Raw genomic sequence first — 18,521 nt, forward strand, 5'->3', positions numbered from 1 at the left:
TGACGCGGCCGGTTCATAGTCTGCTCACGAAATCGAGGATCGCCTGGCGGTCGGCCTCGTCCAGGCCGAAGAAGCGGTCGCGGACGATCTGCGCCGTGCCGCCATGCGCGAACACTGCATCGCGCAGTGTGGTCGCGCGGCCGTCATGTAGGAAGCGCTGGCGCAGGCGGATGCCGACCAGCGGCGTTGTCCGCCATTCGGCGCCGATGGCGTTACCCTGGATGATCTTGTCGTCGAGCGCCGATCCCATGTCGTGCAGCAAAAGGTCCGAGTAGAGCCTGACTTCGCCGTTTGTGCCCGCCAGCGCCGGCACATGGCATTTGGCGCAGCCGACCGAAGCGAAGAGCCTTCCGCCATCGCTGGCCAGCATTGCGCTTTCGCTCGAGACCGACGGCGAGGCCAGGAAGCCGGCCGAGAACGGGATCAGTGCGCCATAGGCCAGGGTTGCCGACAAAAGCACTCCGCTGGAGCCGAGGCCGATCAGGCGCCACGCACCGCCGGCTTCGCCGAGACGGCCGATGCGTGTGGTGACCCCGAGCGCGACCATCACCATCAGGAACAGGAACTGGTCGACGTCGAGAATGCCGCGGCGCAGTTGCGGATCGAGCGTGATTTGCGAATTGAGCATCACCACGCCGATGAAGGCGACGATGAACCACGGGAACGGGATCGGCGTTGCTCCGGGCGCGCTCTTGCGGCCGCGAAAGAACGTGCCGATGGCCAGCAGAAGCGGGATGAGCATCAGCACCTTGCTGAGCTTGACGAGGGTAGCGGTGTTCAGCGCCCCGTCCGAGACTGCGAAGGAGGCGCCGTAGACCTGCGCCAGTTCGAAGATGCTCGCGCCGACGAACACGCCGTAGAGCCGGTCGTCGAGATGCGGCAGCCAGCCGCCCAGGAACATCACGGGATAGACGAGCAGCGCCGCGGTGCCGCTGAGCGTGATCAGGGCGATCGCAACCCCGGCGCTCTGGTCGCGTGCGCGCATCAGCGCAGCCACTGAGAGAATGGCGGCTGCGCCGCAGACGGCGCTTCCGACCGCGACCAGCAACGCGATCTCGGCCTCCAGCCTGAACAGCCTACGTGCGATGGCGTAGAGCAAAGCCGCGACCAGGATCAGTTCGATGGCCGCCACCGCGAGCGGCATCAGCCCGAGATCGAGGAACAGTCGCGTCGTGATGCGGAAGCCGACAAGGACGACCGCCAGGCGCAACAGGTAGCGCTTGGTGAAGTCGAGCCCCGGGCGCAGGACGTCGGGGCAGGCAAAGCTGTTGCCGATCAGCAGCCCGAAGAGCATGGCGACGAGGACCGGATTGCGCGACAGCGGCTCGCCCAATCCGCCGGCAATCCAGCCGCCCGCAAGGGCGAGCGCGGCCGCCACGGCTATACCGGGCAAGATCGAGTGCGCTTGTTCCGGCGCATGCGAAAACGTCAGGGCGATGCTCATCGCCTGGCCTCCTCGGCCGGGGTGAGCGTTCGCAGATAGGCAGCCACCGCCTCGATCTCTCCGGACCCTTGTTCGACGGGTTGCGTGTCCGTCCCGCTGTGGCCGGAGACGACGCTGGTGATGCCGAGCTCCCTGGTGAAAGCGTCGGCGACCATCTCTTCGAGGACCGCAATGTCGGCCTTCCAGCCATAGCGGCCGACGCGCGTCGCGCCGTTGGCATCGAGGACATAGTGCGGGCGGCCCTTGATCCCGTCGCCTTTGCTGACTGCCTGCGCCTCGATGACGCTGTCGGGTATGTCGTCTATGCCAGCGACGCCGTAGAGGCTGGGCGGCATGCGCAGCGAGATGACATTGGCCTGCTGCGGCAGTGCAGCCGGTTCAGCCGCGATGCCGGCACCATCGCGCAGCATGTAGCGCCGGGCGACCGGGCTGTTGGGATGATCGATCGGGACCGTGCGCCCGGATCCCGGATCCATATGGGCTATCCTGCGCGCGAAACGGTTCTCATCCGCGCTCGCACCGCCGGGGCCGGGATGACAGGACAGGCAGGACGTCGCATTGAACAATGGTCCAAGACCGGTCCGCGGCGTGAAATCGGTCTGAAACAGCTCCCTTCCGCGAGCGGCGAGATCGGGGTTGGCGGCAGCATTTTGCGTCTGCTGGGCCGTCGCCGACACGCCGTGCTCGTCAAAAGCAGGAACCTCGAGCAGCGCTCCGTCGCGGCCGGGAAATCCGGGAAGCTCGCCGCCTATCGTTATCCAGATCCGCTGCGCGTCCGCCGACGTTCCGATGGCTCGCAGGCGATCGCCGCCGAGAGGCCCAAGGCCAGGGATGTCGATCGTCGCTCGTGCGAGAAGCCGGCCGTCCTGGCTTATGCGCAGCAGCGAGCCGTCGCCGCGATTGGCGACGAACAGGTCCGACCCCCCGGCAAGCGTCGTATGGCTCGAAAAGTGCGGATTGGCGATCTCGGGGACAGCGGCGGCGATGTCGACTGGACGATCGAATTCCGGCAGCGAGACCATGCCAGCCCCGGCGACCGTGAAATGCCGCCGGTCGTCTTGCAGTTTCAGCAGCACCAGCCGGTCGCGGCCGGGGTCGGCGATGTAGAGAACACGGTCCGGATTCCACTTGAAGGCAATGCCGATGACGCCGGGATCGTCGCCGCTGTTGCGGCCCGTGCTCACCGTGCCAGGGCCGGCTAGGCCGTCGACACCGTCCTGGACATGGACCTGGACCACGCTGCCGTCCGCAGTGACCGCAGCGAACACGGCAAATCCGCTGCCGTCCGGTGACGGGCCGAGAAACGCCGTTCCGAGCGCGCCGGTCTGCAGCCCGCCGGGCGTCAGTTGGCCGCTTGCCCGGTAGTTCAGCCGCTTCGCCAGCCATCCGTTGGCCAGCCAGCCGCTCGCCAGCCATCCAGTGGGTTGAGCGATCTGCGCTTGTTTGCGATCGGTAGACCGGCCGGCGAACACGCCGCCGGCCTCGCGGCTTGGCGCATTGTCGAGCGGGGCTCCGTCGGGGTCGACGACGGTGACGCTGCCTTCGCCGGCCAATCCGTTCGGCGCGTTGGCGATCCAGGGCCTTCCAAAGGCGTTGTTGATCGAGATGTAGCGCGGTCCGGATGCCGCCGCCAGCCGCGCCGTTCGAGCCTGGCCATTGTAGCGCCGGTTGAGGAATGGCTCGCTCTGCGCCGTGTAGAGCTGGACTGGGCTCGCTCCGCCATAGTCGGCTAGATCTTGGTCGGTGAGATCCTGCGGAACCAGGATCGTGCCCGATTTGTCGCCGCGCGGATCGATTGACAGGATCGCGCCAGGTTTGAATACGAGATCGCCTGGTGGCGCGCCGAAATTGCTGCCTACCGCGACCAGAACCCTAAGCGGATCGAGCACACGTCCTTCGCGCGTGGTCAGCAGGAATTCCGGATTTCCCGGTATCGGTCCGCCATTATGAAAACGCCCCACCTCGCGCACGCCGGCCACGCCCGGCAGCCCGACGGCGACGATACGGGCGCCCAGGCGCCAGGCGGAGATGTGATCGCTGGTGAAGCCCACCGTCGGCAGCAAGCTGAAAGACACCGCTGTCATTCCGGAGATAATCCGGCCAAACGAAAGGTCCAGCGAGGCGCAGCTTCCTCGCGACCGACGAGTTTTGACGAAATCCATAAGCACCGCGGCAAGGCCCTTGCGCATTGCGACATCCCCGGCTCGATACCTCGATGCGTCTACATGCGGCCCCGAGCATGTGACGCTTATCTCGACGCAATCATTGAGCGGGTGCACTTACGTATCGTGTACGGCACCTCAACCGCCGGCCGTATCTTGCGCTTTGGGGGAAGGCGTGCGGCCGCGCGCGCTTCGCAAGGCAAGCGCTTGTCGGGCAAAGGTGATTATGGGCATGGCGAGGTTGCCGCGAACGGCAAATTTTCAGAACTCGAGCGCCTGCCTGAGTGCCGGGCCGCTCCTGACGCGCAAATCGAGGTCGGCCTCGATATGGTCGATGTGGTGCAGCATCAGCGCGCTGGCGCGTTCGGCATTGCCATTTTCCAGCGCCTCGAGGATCTGCGTGTGTTCGTTGTGGCCGCAGCTCGAGATGCCCGAGCGGCCATAGAGTGCGATCACCAGCGATGAACGAGCGACCAATTCCTCCATGAAGCGCTGCAGGATGACGTTTCCCGCGACCGACGCCAGAAGCAGGTGAAAATCCCCCGACGCCTTGATCTCCGATCGCCTTGCGTTCGGTCCGCGTTCGGCGATGAAACGGCCTTCTTCGTCGAGCTGGGCCTTGAACGCGGCGACATGCGCCGGCGTTATCCGTCCGGCGGCGGCGATCGCGATGCCTGGTTCGATGAGCCGGCGCGAAGCAAAAACCTGCCGCGCTTCCTCCGGCGACGGATTGGCGACGAAGGCGCCGCGATTGCGCTCGGTGCGCACCAATCCCTCGAAGGAAAGCATCTGCAGTGCGGCACGCGCCACGGTGCGGCTGACATCGAACAGCGTGCCGACTTCGCCTTCGGAAAGCTTTGTTCCCGGCGCCAGCCGGCGATCGACGATCGCGTCGCGCAACTGGTCGCGGATCGCCTGCGCGCGATCCTCGTTGGCGGCCTCGATAGCAGGGAAGGTCTGGTCGGCAATGTTCATGGCAGTGGTCCTGCGTTCTTCTACCCTGAATCGCATCGCTTGGACGAGAGACAAAGTGAATACAGAGATGAAAAAGATTGCATACGATCTTTGCGAAGATCGGCGGCAATCGCCTATAATTTGTGCATCGCACAAGGGCGACGTGTCGGCAGCTACATAGAGGCAGCCCTGATTTCTTCGAGGATTCAGTCAGTTGGTGCGGCGGCGCGCAACTGGCACGCATGATGCTTTGGCTAATCCGACCAAAGGGGAAGCTGGATGTCCAAAGCCGCCGAAATCGACATTGTGTCCGTTTCGAAAGTCTATGGCGCGACGACTGCCGTCGAAGGCATCAGCCTGAAAATCCCTGCGGGAACCTATTGCTGCCTGCTCGGTCCGTCCGGCTGTGGCAAGACCTCGACGCTGCGCATGATCGCCGGGCACGAGAGCATATCGAGTGGCGACGTGCGTCTCGGCAACACAGTGGTCACCGACCTGCCGCCGGCCAGGCGCGGCACTGCCATGATGTTCCAGTCCTACGCACTGTTTCCGCATCTCGACCTGATCGACAACGTCGCCTTCAGCCTGAAGATGAAAGGCGTCGGCAAGGAGGAGCGCCGCGCCAAGGCGCTCGACATGCTGAAGCTGATGCAGATGGAGGCCTATGCCAGCCGCCGCCCGGCGCAGCTTTCCGGCGGGCAGCAGCAGCGCGTTGCCCTTGCGCGCGCCTTAATCACCGATCCCGAGGCGCTGTTGCTCGACGAACCGCTTTCGGCGCTCGATCCTTTCCTGAAGATCCGCATGCGAGCCGAACTGAAGAAGCTGCAGACGTCGCTCGGCATCACTTTCGTCCACGTCACCCACAGCCAGGAAGAGGCGATGGCGCTGGCCGACCTGATCGTGGTGATGAACGACGGCCGTATCGAGCAGGCGGCGCACCCTCGCACGGTGTTCGAGCGGCCGGCCACGGCCTTCGTCGCTCGTTTCATGGGCGACCACAATGTCATCTCCGGGCGCGTCGCCGGCAGTCGCGACGGCATGGTCGTTTTCGATGTGCCCGTCGGCGTCACGCTCGCCGCCAGCGGGCAGGGCAGGGAGACCGGGGAACCCATCGACATCGCCATTCGCACCGACCACGTGCGCATCGGCGAGCCGCCGGCAGCCGGGCTCGGCTTCACTGGCATCGTTTCAAACATCGAGTACCGCGGTTCGACCGTGAAGCTCTTGGTCAATGGCGCCGGCATCGAAGATTTCACGGTGATCGTCGACGACACCAGCTTCTTCGCCAGGCCGGTTGCCGTCGGCGACGCAGTGCCGATCGCCTGGGACGCCGAGGACGCGATCGTCCTTGGCCGTCTCGATTCCTGAAATCCAGCATAACCAACCAAAACAGGGGAACTGAACATGACCAACACCACCGACAAGAAGACTGGAATATCGCGACGTTCGCTGCTCAAGACAGGTGCCGCCGCCGTCGGTTTCGCCGCCGGTTCCGGCGCCATATCTGGCTTTCCGACCATCTGGGCGCAATCGAACATTACGCTGCGCCAGTTCGGCACCGGCGTATCCAACCTCAATGCCATCGCCGACAAGTGCAAGGCCGACCTCGGCATCACGCTGGAGATGACAGCAACCGATTCCGACGCCGCCGCGCAGCGCGCCGTGACGCAGCCCGACAGCTACGACATCGCCGACATCGAATACTGGATCTGCAAGAAGGTGTTCCCGACAGGCGTCCTGCAGCCGATGGATGTCAGCAAGCTGAAATATTACGACGAGCTGGTGCCGCTGTTCAAAACCGGCAAGCTGACGCCGGACAGCGTCATTGCCCAGGGCACCGCGCCGCATACCGTCGGTTACGTCGAGGCGCAGGACAGCAAGGTCTTCGCCAAGGCGCCGACCAACTGGTTCACCATGGTGCCGACGATCTACAATGCCGATACGCTCGGCATCCGCCCCGACCTCGTCGGCCGCGATATCACCACCTGGGCCGACATCATGGATCCGGCCTTCAAGGGCAAGACCGCCATCCTCAACATCCCGTCGATCGGCATCATGGATGCGGCGATGATCATGGAGGCAACGGGCAACATCAAATACGCCGACAAGGGCAACATGACCAAGGAGGAGATCGACAAGACGATCGACTTCCTGATCAAGGCCAAGCAAGCCGGCCAGTTCCGCGCCTTCTGGAAATCCTTCGACGAGAGCGTCAACCTGATGGCTTCAGGCGAAGTCGTAATCCAGTCGATGTGGTCGCCGGCCGTGGCCGCGGTCCGCTCCAAGGGCATCGCGTGCCGGTTCCAGCCGCTCAAGGAAGGCTACCGGTCCTGGGGTGGCGGGCTTGGCCTGGCAGCCCATCTCTCCGGCGCCGAACTCGATGCCGCCTATGAATACATCAACTGGTACACGTCCGGCTGGGTTGGCGGCTATCTCAACCGCCAGGGCTATTACTCGGCCAACATGGTGTCGGCCAAGAAGTTCATGTCCGAGGACGAGTGGGGCTACTGGATCGAAGGCAAGCCGGCAAAGGGCGATATCCTGTCGCCGGACGGCAAGGTCATGGAAAAGGCTGGCGCCGTGCGTGACGGCGGCTCGTTCGAAGAGCGCATGGGCAAGGTCGCCTGCTGGAACTCGGTCATGGACGAGGACCGCTACATGGTGAAGCGCTGGAACGAGTTCATCGCTGCTTGATGCCCTCTGCCTTCTCCCCTTGTGGGAGAAGGTGGATTGGCGCGCAGCGCCAAGACGGTTGAGGGGTGCTGGACGGAGCACTGTTGGTGCCAAGCTGGAACACCCCTCATCCGACCGAGCTTCGCTCGGCCACCTTCTCCCACAGGGGGAGAAGGGAACACCCCTCAGTCGCATCGCCGACTTCGACCGAGATATAGATGGCAGTAGCGCTCGAACAATCCACGCACGTTACGTCTGCAAAGCCTGCCAGACGTAGGCGCTCCTTTGCCGGAGTCGCCCCCTATCTCCAGGCGGCACCGCTGGCGCTGATCCTCGGCGCGTTCCTCCTGCTGCCAATTCTGATGATCGCCGTGGTCTCATTCTGGGATTACGATTTCGCGGCGATGTATCCGGATTTCCTGACCACCAATTATTCCGACACGCTCGGCTCCTGGGTCACCTGGAAAACCTACCTGAATACGCTGAAATACGCCGCCATCGTCTGGGCGCTGACGCTGTTCATCGGTTTCTGGGTCGCCTATTTCCTTGCCTTCCATATCAGGACCACGGCCATGCAGATGGTGCTGTTCCTTGTCTGCACGGTGCCGTTCCTGACCTCTAACATCATCCGCATGATCTCGTGGATTCCGGTGCTTGGCCGCAATGGCCTGGTCAACTCGACGCTGGTGCAAATGGGGCTGATCCCGAAGCCGATCGAATGGCTGCTCTATTCCGAATTCGCCGTGGTGCTGGCCATGGTGCATCTCTATACGCTGTTCATGGTGACGCCGATCTTCAACACGCTGATGCGCATCGACAAGTCGTTGATAGAAGCCGCGCGCGACGCCGGTGCTTCCGGCTGGCAGGTTCTGTGGAACGTCGTCATTCCGCTCGCCAAGCCCGGCATGGCGATCGGCACCATTTTCGTCGTCACCCTGGTGATGGCCGACTTCTCGACGGTGCAGGTGATGTCCGGCGGGCAGAGCGCCTCCGTCGCGCTGATGATGAAGAACCAGATGTCGCTGCTGCAATATCCGGCAGCCGCCGCCAACGCCGTCGTGCTCTTGGTGCTGGTGCTGCTGATGGTCGCGGGCATCCTGCGCATCGTCGACATCCGCAAGGAGCTGTGAGGCGATGAGCCAGCACAAGCGCACCCTCGAATTCTATGTGTTGGCGGCGTTCTTCGGTCTTTTCGTGTTGTTCCTCTACGGCCCGCTTTCGGCGATCCTGATCCTCTCTTTCCAGGGCGAGAACGGCGGTCTGACATTTCCGCTGAACGGCGTGTCGCTGCACTGGTTCGCCAATTTGTTCGAGCGCCAGGCGGTCGGCGACTTCGGCGGCAGCTTCAAACGCTCGCTCGTCCTTGGCCTGATGGTGATGGTCGTCACTGTCGCCGTGTCGCTGCTCGCCGGCCTGGCCTTCCGGCAGAAATTTCGCGGCGCAACCGCACTGTTCTATCTGGCCGTCGCCAGCCTGGTCGTGCCGTCGATCATCATCAGTCTCGGCATCGGCGTCGTCTTCCAGCAGATCGGCTTCCGCCCCGCCTGGTACACCTCCGCTTTCGGCGCCCATCTGACCTGGACCTTGCCTTTCGGCGTGCTGATTATGTTTGCTGTCTTCAACCGGTTCTCGCCAGCCTATGAGGAAGCCGCGCGCGATCTCGGAGCATCGTCGTGGCAGACCTTTGCCCATGTCGTGCTGCCGATGATTGCGCCCAGCCTGATCGGCGTCGGCCTGTTCGGCTTCACTCTGTCATATGACGAGTTCGCCCGCACGCTGATGACCTCGGGCACGTTCAACACGTTGCCGCTCGAAATCTACGGCATGACGACGAATGTCACGACGCCGGTGCTCTATGCGCTGGGCACCGTGACGACCGTGTTTTCCTTCCTGGTGATCCTGCTGACGCTCGGCGCAATCGTCTATGTCGGCCGCCGCCGCGAGCGTGCCTGACAGTGCAGATCCTCGTCGTCAATCCAAACACCACGGCCAGCATGACCGGCACTATCGCAGCGGCGGCCCGATCGGTCGCTGCTCAATCGACGAAGATCATTGCCGTCACCTCGTCGATGGGACCTGTATCGATCGAAGGCTATTACGATGAAGCACTTGCCGTGCCCGGCCTGCTGGTCGAGATCGCCGCCGGCGAACGCTCGGGCGCGCAAGCCGCGATCATTGCCTGTTTCGACGACACCGGCCTCGATGCCGCGCGCGCCATGGCCAACATTCCGGTCATCGGCATTTGCGAGGCATCGCTCAGCACGGCCTCGTTCATCGCCCAGCGCTTCACCGTCGTCACCACCACCGGACGTTCGCGCGTGCCGGTCGAAGGCCTGGTGCAGCGCTATGGCATGGTGGGGCGGGCACGCGTACGCGCCGCCGACATCCCGGTTCTTGCCCTCGAAGATCCGGCGTCCGACGCACTGCTCAGGCTGCGCAGCGAGATTGCGCGCGCCATCGACGAGGATCGCGCCGAGGCGATCGTGCTCGGCTGTGCCGGCATGGCCGATCTGGCGGCGGCGCTGCAGCGGGAATTCGGGCTTCCGGTCATCGACGGCGTGGGCGCTGCCGTGAAACAGGCCGAGGCATTGATCGCCCTTGGCCTGACGACATCCAAGCGCGGCGCCTATGCAAGCCCTCTGGCAAAGCCCTATCATGGCGCCTTAAAATCCTTCGCGCCTGGCGCCGCCGAGTGATCGCAATGCCCCGAACGATCCGAACGCTCGCACGTGAAGAAGTGCAAACCCTTGTCGATTGGGCGGCGACGGAAGGCTGGAATCCCGGCCTTAACGATGCCGCGCTGTTTCAGGCAGCCGACCCGCAGGGCTTCATCGGCGCCTTTATCGATGGCGAGATGGCGGCCGGCATTTCGGCCGTTGCCTATGGCGACGGTTTCGGCTTCATCGGCCTCTACATCTGCCGGCCGGACAAGCGTGGCCAAGGCCATGGCAAGGTCGTTTGGGATGCCGGCACGGCGCGGCTCGGCAAGCGCACGATCGGCCTCGACGGTGTCGTCGAACAGCAGGCCAACTACCGCAGCATGGGTTTTGCACCGGCCTACCGGACGATCCGGTTCATGGGGGCACCGAATGTGCCGGCAGCCGTCGGCAACGACATTCGCGCCATAGGGCCGGAACTCGTGCCGGACATACTGGACTATGACCGCCGCTTCTTTCCCGGTCCGAGGCGATCCTTCCTGGAACACTGGCTGCGCCCGCCGCATATGGCGCTTGCGATCCTCGAGCACGGCGCCATTGCGGGATACGGCGTCGCGCGCCAATGCCGGGACGGCTGCAAGATCGGCCCGCTCTTTGCCGACAGCCTGGACGCGGCAAGCCATCTCTTCGCCGCGCTCGCGCACATGTCCGGTCCCGGAAACGTCCATCTCGACGTTCCCGAAACCAGCCGGCAATTTGCAGACTTGCTGTCGTCCGCAGGCCTTCAACCGGGCTTCGAGACGGCTCGGATGTACAAGGGAAAGGCGCCGCAGCTCGTGCAGTCCGGAGTTTTTGCGATAACGACGTTGGAGTTGGGGTGAGGCGGTACAAGCCGACTTCCAGTGCAAAGTCGGGCAACAGGACTACGCGGTCTATTTTTCCTGAACTGAAATGCCGGAATCGTCGATGCGAAGTTCCACGCCTTTCGGCCTAGTCTCCTCGCGATAAACGTAAATCCCCAACGCAATAACGGCGACGGCCAAAGCGCCGATGATGAGATAAAGATAGTTCTGCTTCATCCGCTGTCGTTAACAACATGGTGTGGGCGAGTCTAGCAGTTCGGGTATCAGGACGGCGGCCAGAGACGCACGTCGATCAGCCATCCAGCCGGTCGCGCAGCATGCTCCAGGGGAGCACCATGTTTGGTGCATGCCGCATCAGGCTATGGAACGGGATCGGCGACGGCGGCGCAAACGGCAGCGGCAAATCCTGAGGCTTTGTGCCATCAGCCCAATCCGCAAGCACCTTGCCCATCGCAGTGGTCATGGCGATGCCGCGTCCGTTGCACGCGAAGCCGGCGATCAGCCCGGGGCCGAGATCGACGAGGTGCGGCAGGAAGTCGGGCTCGACGGCAGCCATCCCCGACCAGCTGTATTCAAGCGGCGGGATGTCCGGGAGATCGAGATATCTGGCAAGCCGCCGCCAGATCGCCCGCGGCACCCGCGTGTCGGCACCGGGGCCAAAAACATGCATGCCGCCGGTGATCAGCCTGTTTTCGCCGTCGAAGCGGAAGGTGAAGAGATTGCGTCTTGTGTCGCCGACGCCTTGCCCGCCAGGAAGCAGGCGAGTGCGTATTTCGCGCGGCAGCGGCGCTGTCGCGATCTGGAAGATTTTCAGCGGGAAATAGGTTCGCTGCAACGCCCGATCCAGCGCTCCGCCATAGGCGTTGGTGGCGACCAGCACCTTTCCTGCGCGTACCGAACCGGAGGCCGTCTTCAAAGCCCAACCATCGCCTATGTGATCGATCGACGCGACACGCGTATGCTCGAAGATGCGCGCTCCGGCCTTTTCCGCCGCGTCGGCCAATCCGCGCGCATATTCGACCGGATTGAGGACGCCACCCGATCTGTCGATCCAGCCGCCGAGATAACCGCGAACGCCGGTCAGCTCTTCGACCGCCTGTCTATCCAGCGCAATAGCCGGCCTTCTGCGCGGTGCCCATTGTTCGGCGCGCGATCTGGTCTTTTGCAAAGCAGCCGGTGAATGGGCTGGTTGTATCCAGCCGCTCTGGACGGCATCGCATTCGATGGCATGCCGCCTGATCAGGTCGAAGACGAGGTCGGCGCTGCCGGCGGCGAAATCGACAAGGCGTTCGCCGCGTTCGGGCCCGAGTTGGGCAATGATATTGTCGGGGTCTCTTTTCGCGAAATTCGGGACGACGAAGCCGGCATTCCTGCCGGTTGCCCCCCAGGCGATGATTTCCGCCTCGATGACGGCAACCGAGATGCCTTTCTCGGCACTGTGCAGCGCGGTGGAAAGGCCTGAAAACCCGCCGCCGACAATTGCCAGATCGACATCGAGTGCGCCTTCGAGGGTGGGCCGGTCGCGGCGACTGCGGCTGACGGCATGCCAAAGGGAAACGCCGTGCGGCCCGGTCACGCCGTTCATGAGCCGCTCTCGCTCGGGGCCACGCGTGCACGCTTGCCGAACCTTGGACGCCGCGGCCTGTCGCCAAACAGGCCGTTCGGCCTGACCAGAAGGATGACGCACAGCATCACGCCGATGGCGACGATCTGCAGCGAAGCGGCGCGGGCCTGCTGTTCCGGCGAGAACAACATACTGGTCAAGGCTCCCGATCCTGCCCATATCGCCCAGACCAGGATGCTGCCGATGACGGCGCCGATGTTGCTGCCCGAGCCACCGACGATCAGCATCACCCAGACCTGGAAAGTCAGTGCCGGCAAATAATTGTCCGGGGCGATGAAGCCGGTGAAATGCGCCTGCAGCGCACCGGCAAGCGCCATGATGGCGCCACCGACGGCAAAGGCCTGGACGCGGTAGAACCGTGCGCTTTTGCCTAGGGATATCGCGGCCCGCTCATCCTCGCGAAGCGCCTTCAACACGCGCCCCCACGGGCTGCGCGACAGATGCTCCAGCGCGAGATAGACGATCAGCGTCACCACCGAGACGATTGCAAGGTTCGAAAGGTTGAACAGCAACGGCGTTTCGGCAAGACCGCCGAACGGACGCGGAATAAAGCCGATGCCGAACGGCCCGCCGGTCAGCTTCTGGGCATTGAGCGCTACCAGTTGCACGACGACGGCGACGCCGAAAGTAGTGATCGCCAGATAGTCCGATCTCAGGCGTAGCGTGGCAATGCCGGTGATGGCGGCGGTGACGCCGCCCAACAGCATGGCGCCAAGCCAGCCGATAAGGATCGGCAGGTCGAAGCCGCCCAGGCGCGCGGCATCGTCGGGCGTGGTCAGCAGCGCCGAGGTGTAGGCGCCGATGGCAACGAAACCAGCGACCCCGACATTGAAAAGCCCGGTCAGCCCCCATTGCAGATTGAGCCCGAGCGTGATGAGCGAAAAGATCAGCGCGGTGGTCAGGAAGAAGGCGCCGTAGCTGAGCAGATCCATCAGCGTTCCCTCGCTCCGAAAAGGCCGATGGGCCGCACGAACAGCACCGCCATCAGGATGATGAACGAGACGGCTGCCCGCCATTCGGCGCCGATCAAATGCACGGCAGCCGCTTCGGCCATGCCGATGATCAGGCCGCCGAGAACGGCGCCAGGCACGCTGCCGATGCCGCCGAGGATGGCGGCCGCGAACATCGGCAGCAGCATCTCGAAACCCATGAACGGGCGGACCTGGATGAGAATGCCGATCATGACGCCGGCGACGCAGGCCAGCGCGCCGCCGATGATCCAGGTGACGCGCACCACCCTGGCGACGTCGATGCCGACGATGCGGGCAAGTGCCGCGTTCTGGCTCAATGCCTGCATTGAGCGGCCGGTCTGGGTCCGCGTCATCAGGAGATGCACGCCGAGCACCAGCACGGCGGTCAGCAGCAGCAGCGCGATCTGGTCCGGGGTGATGCGGATGCCGAAACCTATCGGCATGGCGATCTGGATCGCCCGGCTGAAATAGGTCGGACGCGAGGTGAAGATGAATTCGAGCAGGCTTCTCAGCGCCATCGAGGCGCCGAAGCTGGCCATCACCACGATGATCGCCTGGCCCTTGGCCCGCAGCCGCGCGAACAGCACTATGTCGAGCACCAGCGCCAGCAGGCCGGTGGCCGCCATGCCGATGATGAGCGCGACGATCAACGGCCAACCGAAGGAGAGGGGCGCGATCGGCGCGATCTTGCCGAAAATCGCGCCAATGGCGCCAACCACGGCGAGCGTCGCATAGGCGCCCCAGGCCATGAAGTCGCCATGGGCGAAGTTCGAGAAGCGCAGGATCGAATAGGTGAGTGTCACGCCGATGGCGCCGAGGCCGATCATCGACCCTGCCAGCAGTCCGTCGACGACGAATTGCAGGTTCATGCCGCGCTTCCTTGTCCAAGGTCGAGGCGGCGCTGGCCAAGATAGAGTTCAGCGACGACCGGGTCGTTCCAGAGCTCGGAGGCGACGCCCTGGTGCCGCTCCTTGCCCTCGACCAGCACATAGGCGCGGTCTCCAATGGCAAGCGCTGCCTTGGCGTTCTGTTCGACCAGCAGGATGGTGACGCCGGACTTTCGGATGCCGGCCAGCATCTCGAACACCATCGCCACGAATTTCGGCGACAGGCCGGCCGACGGCTCGTCGAGCACCAGCACCTTGGGATGGACAATCAACGCCCGGGCGACGCCCAGCATCTGCCGCTGTCCACCCGACAGATTGCCCGCGGCCGTTCTGCGCTGACGGGCGAGATCGGGAAAGGCCGCATACATCTCCTCGATGCGGGCTGGGACCTCGCGCGGCCTCAGGATGCCGCAGGCGACCCTGAGATTGTCCTCGACCGACATCAGCGGGAAGATGTTCTCTGTCTGTGGCACGAAAGCAAGGCCACGGCGGACCATGATGTGAGCGGGCGACGCCGTGATATCCTTGCCGTCCAGCAGCACCGTGCCGCCGGTGATCGGGACAAGGCCGGCGATGGCCTTGATAAGGCTCGACTTGCCGGCGCCGTTGGGACCGAGAACGACGACGATCTCGCCCTGGTCGACGGTGATCGAAGCGCCGCGCACGATCGGAACGCCAGGCTCGTAGCCGGCTTCGAGATCGCGGACATCGAGTACCTTTTGGCTCATGCCGTGCCTCCGAGGTAGGCCTCGATGACGCGCGGGTCGCGCGCCACCTCCTCCGGGGTGCCTTCGCACAGAAGCTGGCCGCTTGCCATGACCAGGACGCGGTGGCAAAGCCGCGTCACCATGTCGATATTGTGCTCGATCAGCAGGAAGGTGATGCCGCGCGCATTGATGTCGCGGATGCGATCGATAATGATCTCGAGCAGGGTTGCGTTGACCCCGGCCGCCGGCTCGTCGAGCAGGATGATCGCCGGGTCGGCCATCATCACGCGGGCCAACTCGAGCAGCTTGCGCTGGCCGCCTGAAAGCACGCGCGCAGGTTCGTGCGCGAGGTGAGCGATCGTGACGAGCTCGAGCAGTTCGACGGCTCTTGTCTCGGCAGCCCTTTCTTCGGCAGCGACCCGCCGGGGCGTCAGGAAATTGGCGAGCAGTTTTTCTCCAGTCTGTCCTTGCGCGGCCAGCATGACGTTTTCGATCAGCGTCAGGTTAGGCAAGGGCCGGGGGATCTGGAACGTGCGGCCAAGGCCGCGGCCGATGCGCCGATGGGCTGCTTCCCCCGACACCGATACGCCATTGAGGAGGATTTCGCCGCTGGTCGGCAGAATGCTGCCGGCGAGCAGGTCGAACATCGTGGTCTTGCCGGCGCCGTTCGGGCCGATGAGGCCGAGTATTTCACCCGGCCGGACGTCAAACGAGACATTGTTGACCGCGACGAGGCCGCCGAAGCGCTTGACGACGTTCCTGGCCGTCAGAACCGGCGTGCGGATCTCCTCCTGCCGTTCCGTCGTGTCGCCCATGAATCCCTCAGGCCGAAAGCGATCTTCGCCGCCAATGATTTGATTTGTGATCACACTTGCTTTGATCACGCTATTCGGCTTTAATTTCTTCCGCAAGCCGAAAACGGCCAAGACCGGGATTGCCCATGCAGAAGGCCGCCATCGAAAAGAACAATGAGGTGATCGCAGCCCAGCTTACGCCGGTCGGCCGCGAGACCGTGCAGGATCGCGTCTATTCGGAGCTGCGCCGCGCCTTGATCGGCGGCCTTTTCGAGCCGAGCCAGGTGCTAACCATCCGCGGCCTCGCCGACGCGCTGGTCACAAGCACCATGCCGGTGCGCGAGGCGCTCGGACGGCTGATCACCGAGAAGGCGCTGGAGGCGCTTCCCAACCGTTCGGTGCGCGTGCCGCCGATCACGCTGGAGCGCATCGACGACCTCTTGCGGGCCCGCTCCCTGATCGAGGGCGAAGCGATCGCCCTGGCCGCCACGCGCATGAACGCGCGCCAGATTGCTTCGGTCGAGGCCATGCTCGGCGAATGGGACGAGATGCGGGCGCTGAAGCACAAGAAGGATATCGACCGCGAGGCCACGCTCAACCAGAGCTTCCACTTCGAGATCTACCGTTGCTGCGGTTCCGCCGTGCTGATCCCGATGATCGAGAGCCTGTGGTTGCAATCCGGGCCTTGCATCCGCGTTGCCATCTACGCCTTCTCCGACGCCGGCGAGGTCGATACGGCCCACTACCACCGCAGCATCGTCGCAGCGCTTGCGAGGCAGGATGCGCAAGCGGCGCGCGAGGCGCTGGTGGCCGATATCAGCCGGCCCTTCGCCTTTCTGCGCGACAAGCTCCAATCCACAAGCAAGGAAGGATTGAGGGCATGACGGCGCCTGGCATCAGCATCACCGAGCCACGCTCGAAGCTTTCCGTGACCGCGCTTCTGTTGCCTGAAAAGGCGCCCGACAACGCCGCCTTCCTGCTGGCGTATCTCGAGCAGCCGCGCGTCGTTTCCGGCATCCATGCTATGTGGACGGGGCCGGAAATCTCCTGCCCGGTTCCATCAGCCGAACTTGAGGGCCAAACCTATGCCAGGCCCTTGCCGGCGGAGAACGCAACGCTGACGCCGCAGCCGGGCGACATCGTGTTGTCCTACGTGCCGCCGCGCATGTGGGGCGGCAACCCGAATGCCATCTTTGACGTCGGCCTGTTCTACGGAGCGGGTGCACGCCTGCTGTTCCCGATCGGCTGGCTTGCCGGAAGCGTCGTCGCGCAGGTGGTGCCTGAGGATCGCGACAAATTCGCAGCTGCTTGTGGCGTGATCCGCCGCAACGGTGCCTGCGACATCACCTTCACCCGGGTGGAGATCTGAATGGCTGAGACCGACGACAGTTTTGAGCTCTTCGACCTTCGCGTCGAGGCGGTTATCCCCGAGGGCAAGCCGATCTATTGCGGCGCCAAGCCCGGCGACTATTTCGAGTTGAAGGGCGAGATGCTGTCGATGCCGGCGGGGCAAGGTTTCTCGATCTATTCCATTGCGGCAGTGTTGCCGCTTCTGGCCGCAAAGCAGCGCCCGACCCACAGGAACGACTGGATGACGTCGGACGCCGAGATCGCTTGTCCGGATCCCAATTGTGCCAGCCGGCTGAGGATCGTCAGGACCGGCAAGCGGCGGTTCAGCCATGCCGAAACGACGGCGGTGCCGCTGCCGAAGGAGAATGACCGGAGATGACCGCCAAGGCTTTCGAGCTCAGCCCCGGCTATACGATCTCGCGCGTTATTCGCGGCGGCTGGCAGCTTGCCGGCGGGCACGGCGCGATCGACCGCCAACAGGCGGTAACCGACCTGATCGCCACCTTCGACGCCGGCATCAGGACCTATGATTGCGCCGATATCTATACCGGTGTCGAGGAGCTGATCGGCGCGGCACGCCTGCGCCTTGCCAATGAGCGTGGCCTTGATGCTGCCGCCAAGATGAAGGTGCACACCAAGCTGGTGCCTGACCTCGAACGGCTTTCCACGATCAGCCGCGACTACATCAGCAGCATCGTCGAGCAATCGCTGCGGCGGCTGAAGACCGAGCGGCTCGATCTCGTGCAGTTCCACTGGTGGGACTATGCGCTGCCCGGCTATGTCGAAGCGATGGGCTGGCTCAACGAAATCCGCAGGGAAGGCAAGGTGCGCAACATCGGCACCACGAACTTCGACACGCCGCGGTTGGCCGAGATCCTGGCCGCCGGTGTGCCGCTGGTCAGCCAGCAATTGCAATACTCGGTGCTCGACCAGCGGCCAGCCAACAGCCTTGCAGCGCTCGCCAGCCGGCACGGCGTCAGTTTCCTCTGCTACGGTTCGGTGGCTGGCGGCTTCCTCAGCGAAAAATGGCTTGGCGCTGCCGAGCCGCAGACGCCGCTCGAAAACCGATCGCTGGTCAAATACAAGCTGATCATTGACGACTTTGGTGGCTGGGAGCTTTTCCAGGAGTTGCTTCGCACACTGAAGGCCGTCGCCGACCGCCACGGCGTCGATATCGCCACCATCGCCAGCGCCTGGGTGCTGGAGCAGCCGCAAGTGGCGGCCATCATCGTCGGCGCTCGCAACCAGGCGCACGCCCTTGCCAATGCCAGAATCATGGACGTCGCGCTCGATGCCGACGACCGGGCGAGGATCGCTGCCGTGATCGCGCAAAGCCGTGGGCCGCTGGGAGACGTCTACACTTTGGAACGCGACCGTCACGGCCGCCACGGCTCGATCATGCATTACAATTTGAATGCAGGCAGGAAATGAACGC

At 63.9% G+C, this 18,521-nt stretch carries 19 protein-coding genes; 10 read left to right on the forward strand and 9 right to left on the reverse strand.

The features are described 5' to 3' along the window. Positions 1 to 13: 13 nt before the first annotated feature. From NKH90_RS09285 to NKH90_RS09295, 3 genes are all read right to left on the reverse strand, one after another. Positions 14 to 1,444, reverse strand: a complete 1,431-nt coding sequence (locus tag NKH90_RS09285; protein ID WP_352819046.1) for a putative sulfate exporter family transporter — start codon at positions 1,442 to 1,444, stop codon at positions 14 to 16. Continuing rightward, positions 1,441 to 3,528: a di-heme oxidoredictase family protein gene (locus NKH90_RS09290; protein WP_352819049.1), complete on the reverse strand. Its 2,088-nt coding sequence runs from the start codon at positions 3,526 to 3,528 to the stop codon at positions 1,441 to 1,443. The genes NKH90_RS09285 and NKH90_RS09290 overlap by 4 nt, the downstream gene beginning before the upstream one ends. A 339-nt stretch (positions 3,529 to 3,867) precedes the next feature. Then, positions 3,868 to 4,581: a GntR family transcriptional regulator gene (locus NKH90_RS09295; RefSeq protein WP_352819051.1), complete on the reverse strand. Its 714-nt coding sequence runs from the start codon at positions 4,579 to 4,581 to the stop codon at positions 3,868 to 3,870. A gap of 258 nt (positions 4,582 to 4,839) precedes the next feature. On the opposite strand from NKH90_RS09295, the gene NKH90_RS09300 reads away from it, so the two are divergent. The 6 genes from NKH90_RS09300 to NKH90_RS09325 all read left to right on the forward strand — a co-directional run bounded on the left by NKH90_RS09300 (position 4,840) and on the right by NKH90_RS09325 (position 10,771). Further along, complete coding sequence (locus NKH90_RS09300) at positions 4,840 to 5,928, forward strand: ABC transporter ATP-binding protein (RefSeq protein WP_352819053.1); 1,089 nt, start codon at positions 4,840 to 4,842, stop codon at positions 5,926 to 5,928. A 36-nt stretch (positions 5,929 to 5,964) separates the two neighbouring features. After that, entirely contained in the window at positions 5,965 to 7,254 is a 1,290-nt protein-coding gene (locus NKH90_RS09305; RefSeq protein ID WP_352472208.1) for an ABC transporter substrate-binding protein, read from the forward strand. 197 nt (positions 7,255 to 7,451) lie between these two features. Next, positions 7,452 to 8,363: an ABC transporter permease gene (locus NKH90_RS09310; protein WP_352612193.1), complete on the forward strand. Its 912-nt coding sequence runs from the start codon at positions 7,452 to 7,454 to the stop codon at positions 8,361 to 8,363. A gap of 4 nt (positions 8,364 to 8,367) precedes the next feature. Continuing rightward, positions 8,368 to 9,186 (forward strand): ABC transporter permease, encoded by an 819-nt coding sequence (locus NKH90_RS09315; protein ID WP_352819055.1) that lies wholly within the window; start codon positions 8,368 to 8,370, stop codon positions 9,184 to 9,186. 2 nt (positions 9,187 to 9,188) lie between these two features. Then, entirely contained in the window at positions 9,189 to 9,929 is a 741-nt protein-coding gene (locus tag NKH90_RS09320; protein ID WP_352819058.1) for an aspartate/glutamate racemase family protein, read from the forward strand. A gap of 5 nt (positions 9,930 to 9,934) precedes the next feature. Further along, positions 9,935 to 10,771 carry a GNAT family N-acetyltransferase gene (locus NKH90_RS09325; RefSeq protein WP_352819060.1) on the forward strand — a complete coding sequence of 279 codons (837 nt, stop codon included), beginning with the start codon at positions 9,935 to 9,937 and terminating at the stop codon, positions 10,769 to 10,771. Positions 10,772 to 10,822: 51 nt separating this feature from the next. Here NKH90_RS09325 and NKH90_RS09330 read toward each other — a convergent pair whose 3' ends face one another. From NKH90_RS09330 to NKH90_RS09355, 6 genes are all read right to left on the reverse strand, one after another. Beyond that, positions 10,823 to 10,969 (reverse strand): hypothetical protein, encoded by a 147-nt coding sequence (locus NKH90_RS09330; RefSeq protein ID WP_352452379.1) that lies wholly within the window; start codon positions 10,967 to 10,969, stop codon positions 10,823 to 10,825. A gap of 76 nt (positions 10,970 to 11,045) precedes the next feature. Then, on the reverse strand, positions 11,046 to 12,338 hold the full coding sequence (locus NKH90_RS09335) for an NAD(P)/FAD-dependent oxidoreductase (RefSeq protein ID WP_352819062.1): 1,293 nt from the start codon (positions 12,336 to 12,338) through the stop codon (positions 11,046 to 11,048). Beyond that, positions 12,335 to 13,312, reverse strand: coding sequence for a branched-chain amino acid ABC transporter permease (locus NKH90_RS09340; protein ID WP_352819163.1), 978 nt, complete (start codon positions 13,310 to 13,312; stop codon positions 12,335 to 12,337). The genes NKH90_RS09335 and NKH90_RS09340 overlap by 4 nt, the downstream gene beginning before the upstream one ends. After that, on the reverse strand, positions 13,309 to 14,217 hold the full coding sequence (locus NKH90_RS09345) for a branched-chain amino acid ABC transporter permease (protein WP_352819064.1): 909 nt from the start codon (positions 14,215 to 14,217) through the stop codon (positions 13,309 to 13,311). Before NKH90_RS09345 ends, NKH90_RS09340 begins: the two co-directional genes overlap by 4 nt. Beyond that, positions 14,214 to 14,963, reverse strand: a complete 750-nt coding sequence (locus tag NKH90_RS09350) for an ABC transporter ATP-binding protein (RefSeq protein WP_352819066.1) — start codon at positions 14,961 to 14,963, stop codon at positions 14,214 to 14,216. The genes NKH90_RS09345 and NKH90_RS09350 overlap by 4 nt, the downstream gene beginning before the upstream one ends. Beyond that, positions 14,960 to 15,757 carry an ABC transporter ATP-binding protein gene (locus NKH90_RS09355; RefSeq protein WP_352612206.1) on the reverse strand — a complete coding sequence of 266 codons (798 nt, stop codon included), beginning with the start codon at positions 15,755 to 15,757 and terminating at the stop codon, positions 14,960 to 14,962. Before NKH90_RS09355 ends, NKH90_RS09350 begins: the two co-directional genes overlap by 4 nt. A 125-nt stretch (positions 15,758 to 15,882) precedes the next feature. On the opposite strand from NKH90_RS09355, the gene NKH90_RS09360 reads away from it, so the two are divergent. From NKH90_RS09360 to NKH90_RS09375, 4 genes are read left to right on the forward strand one after another with little or no spacing between them, the layout of a single operon-like run. Then, on the forward strand, positions 15,883 to 16,620 hold the full coding sequence (locus NKH90_RS09360; RefSeq protein WP_352502975.1) for a GntR family transcriptional regulator: 738 nt from the start codon (positions 15,883 to 15,885) through the stop codon (positions 16,618 to 16,620). Next, positions 16,617 to 17,105: a DUF3830 family protein gene (locus tag NKH90_RS09365; RefSeq protein WP_352452384.1), complete on the forward strand. Its 489-nt coding sequence runs from the start codon at positions 16,617 to 16,619 to the stop codon at positions 17,103 to 17,105. Before NKH90_RS09360 ends, NKH90_RS09365 begins: the two co-directional genes overlap by 4 nt. After that, a complete protein-coding gene (locus NKH90_RS09370) occupies positions 17,106 to 17,465 on the forward strand; it encodes a TIGR04076 family protein (protein ID WP_352472221.1) in 360 nt (119 codons plus the stop codon). Then, positions 17,462 to 18,517, forward strand: coding sequence for an aldo/keto reductase (locus tag NKH90_RS09375; RefSeq protein WP_352819069.1), 1,056 nt, complete (start codon positions 17,462 to 17,464; stop codon positions 18,515 to 18,517). The genes NKH90_RS09370 and NKH90_RS09375 overlap by 4 nt, the downstream gene beginning before the upstream one ends. Positions 18,518 to 18,521 lie beyond the last annotated feature (4 nt).

Source organism: Mesorhizobium sp. M0898 (assembly GCF_040319695.1).
Taxonomy (GTDB): Bacteria; Pseudomonadota; Alphaproteobacteria; order Rhizobiales; family Rhizobiaceae; genus Mesorhizobium.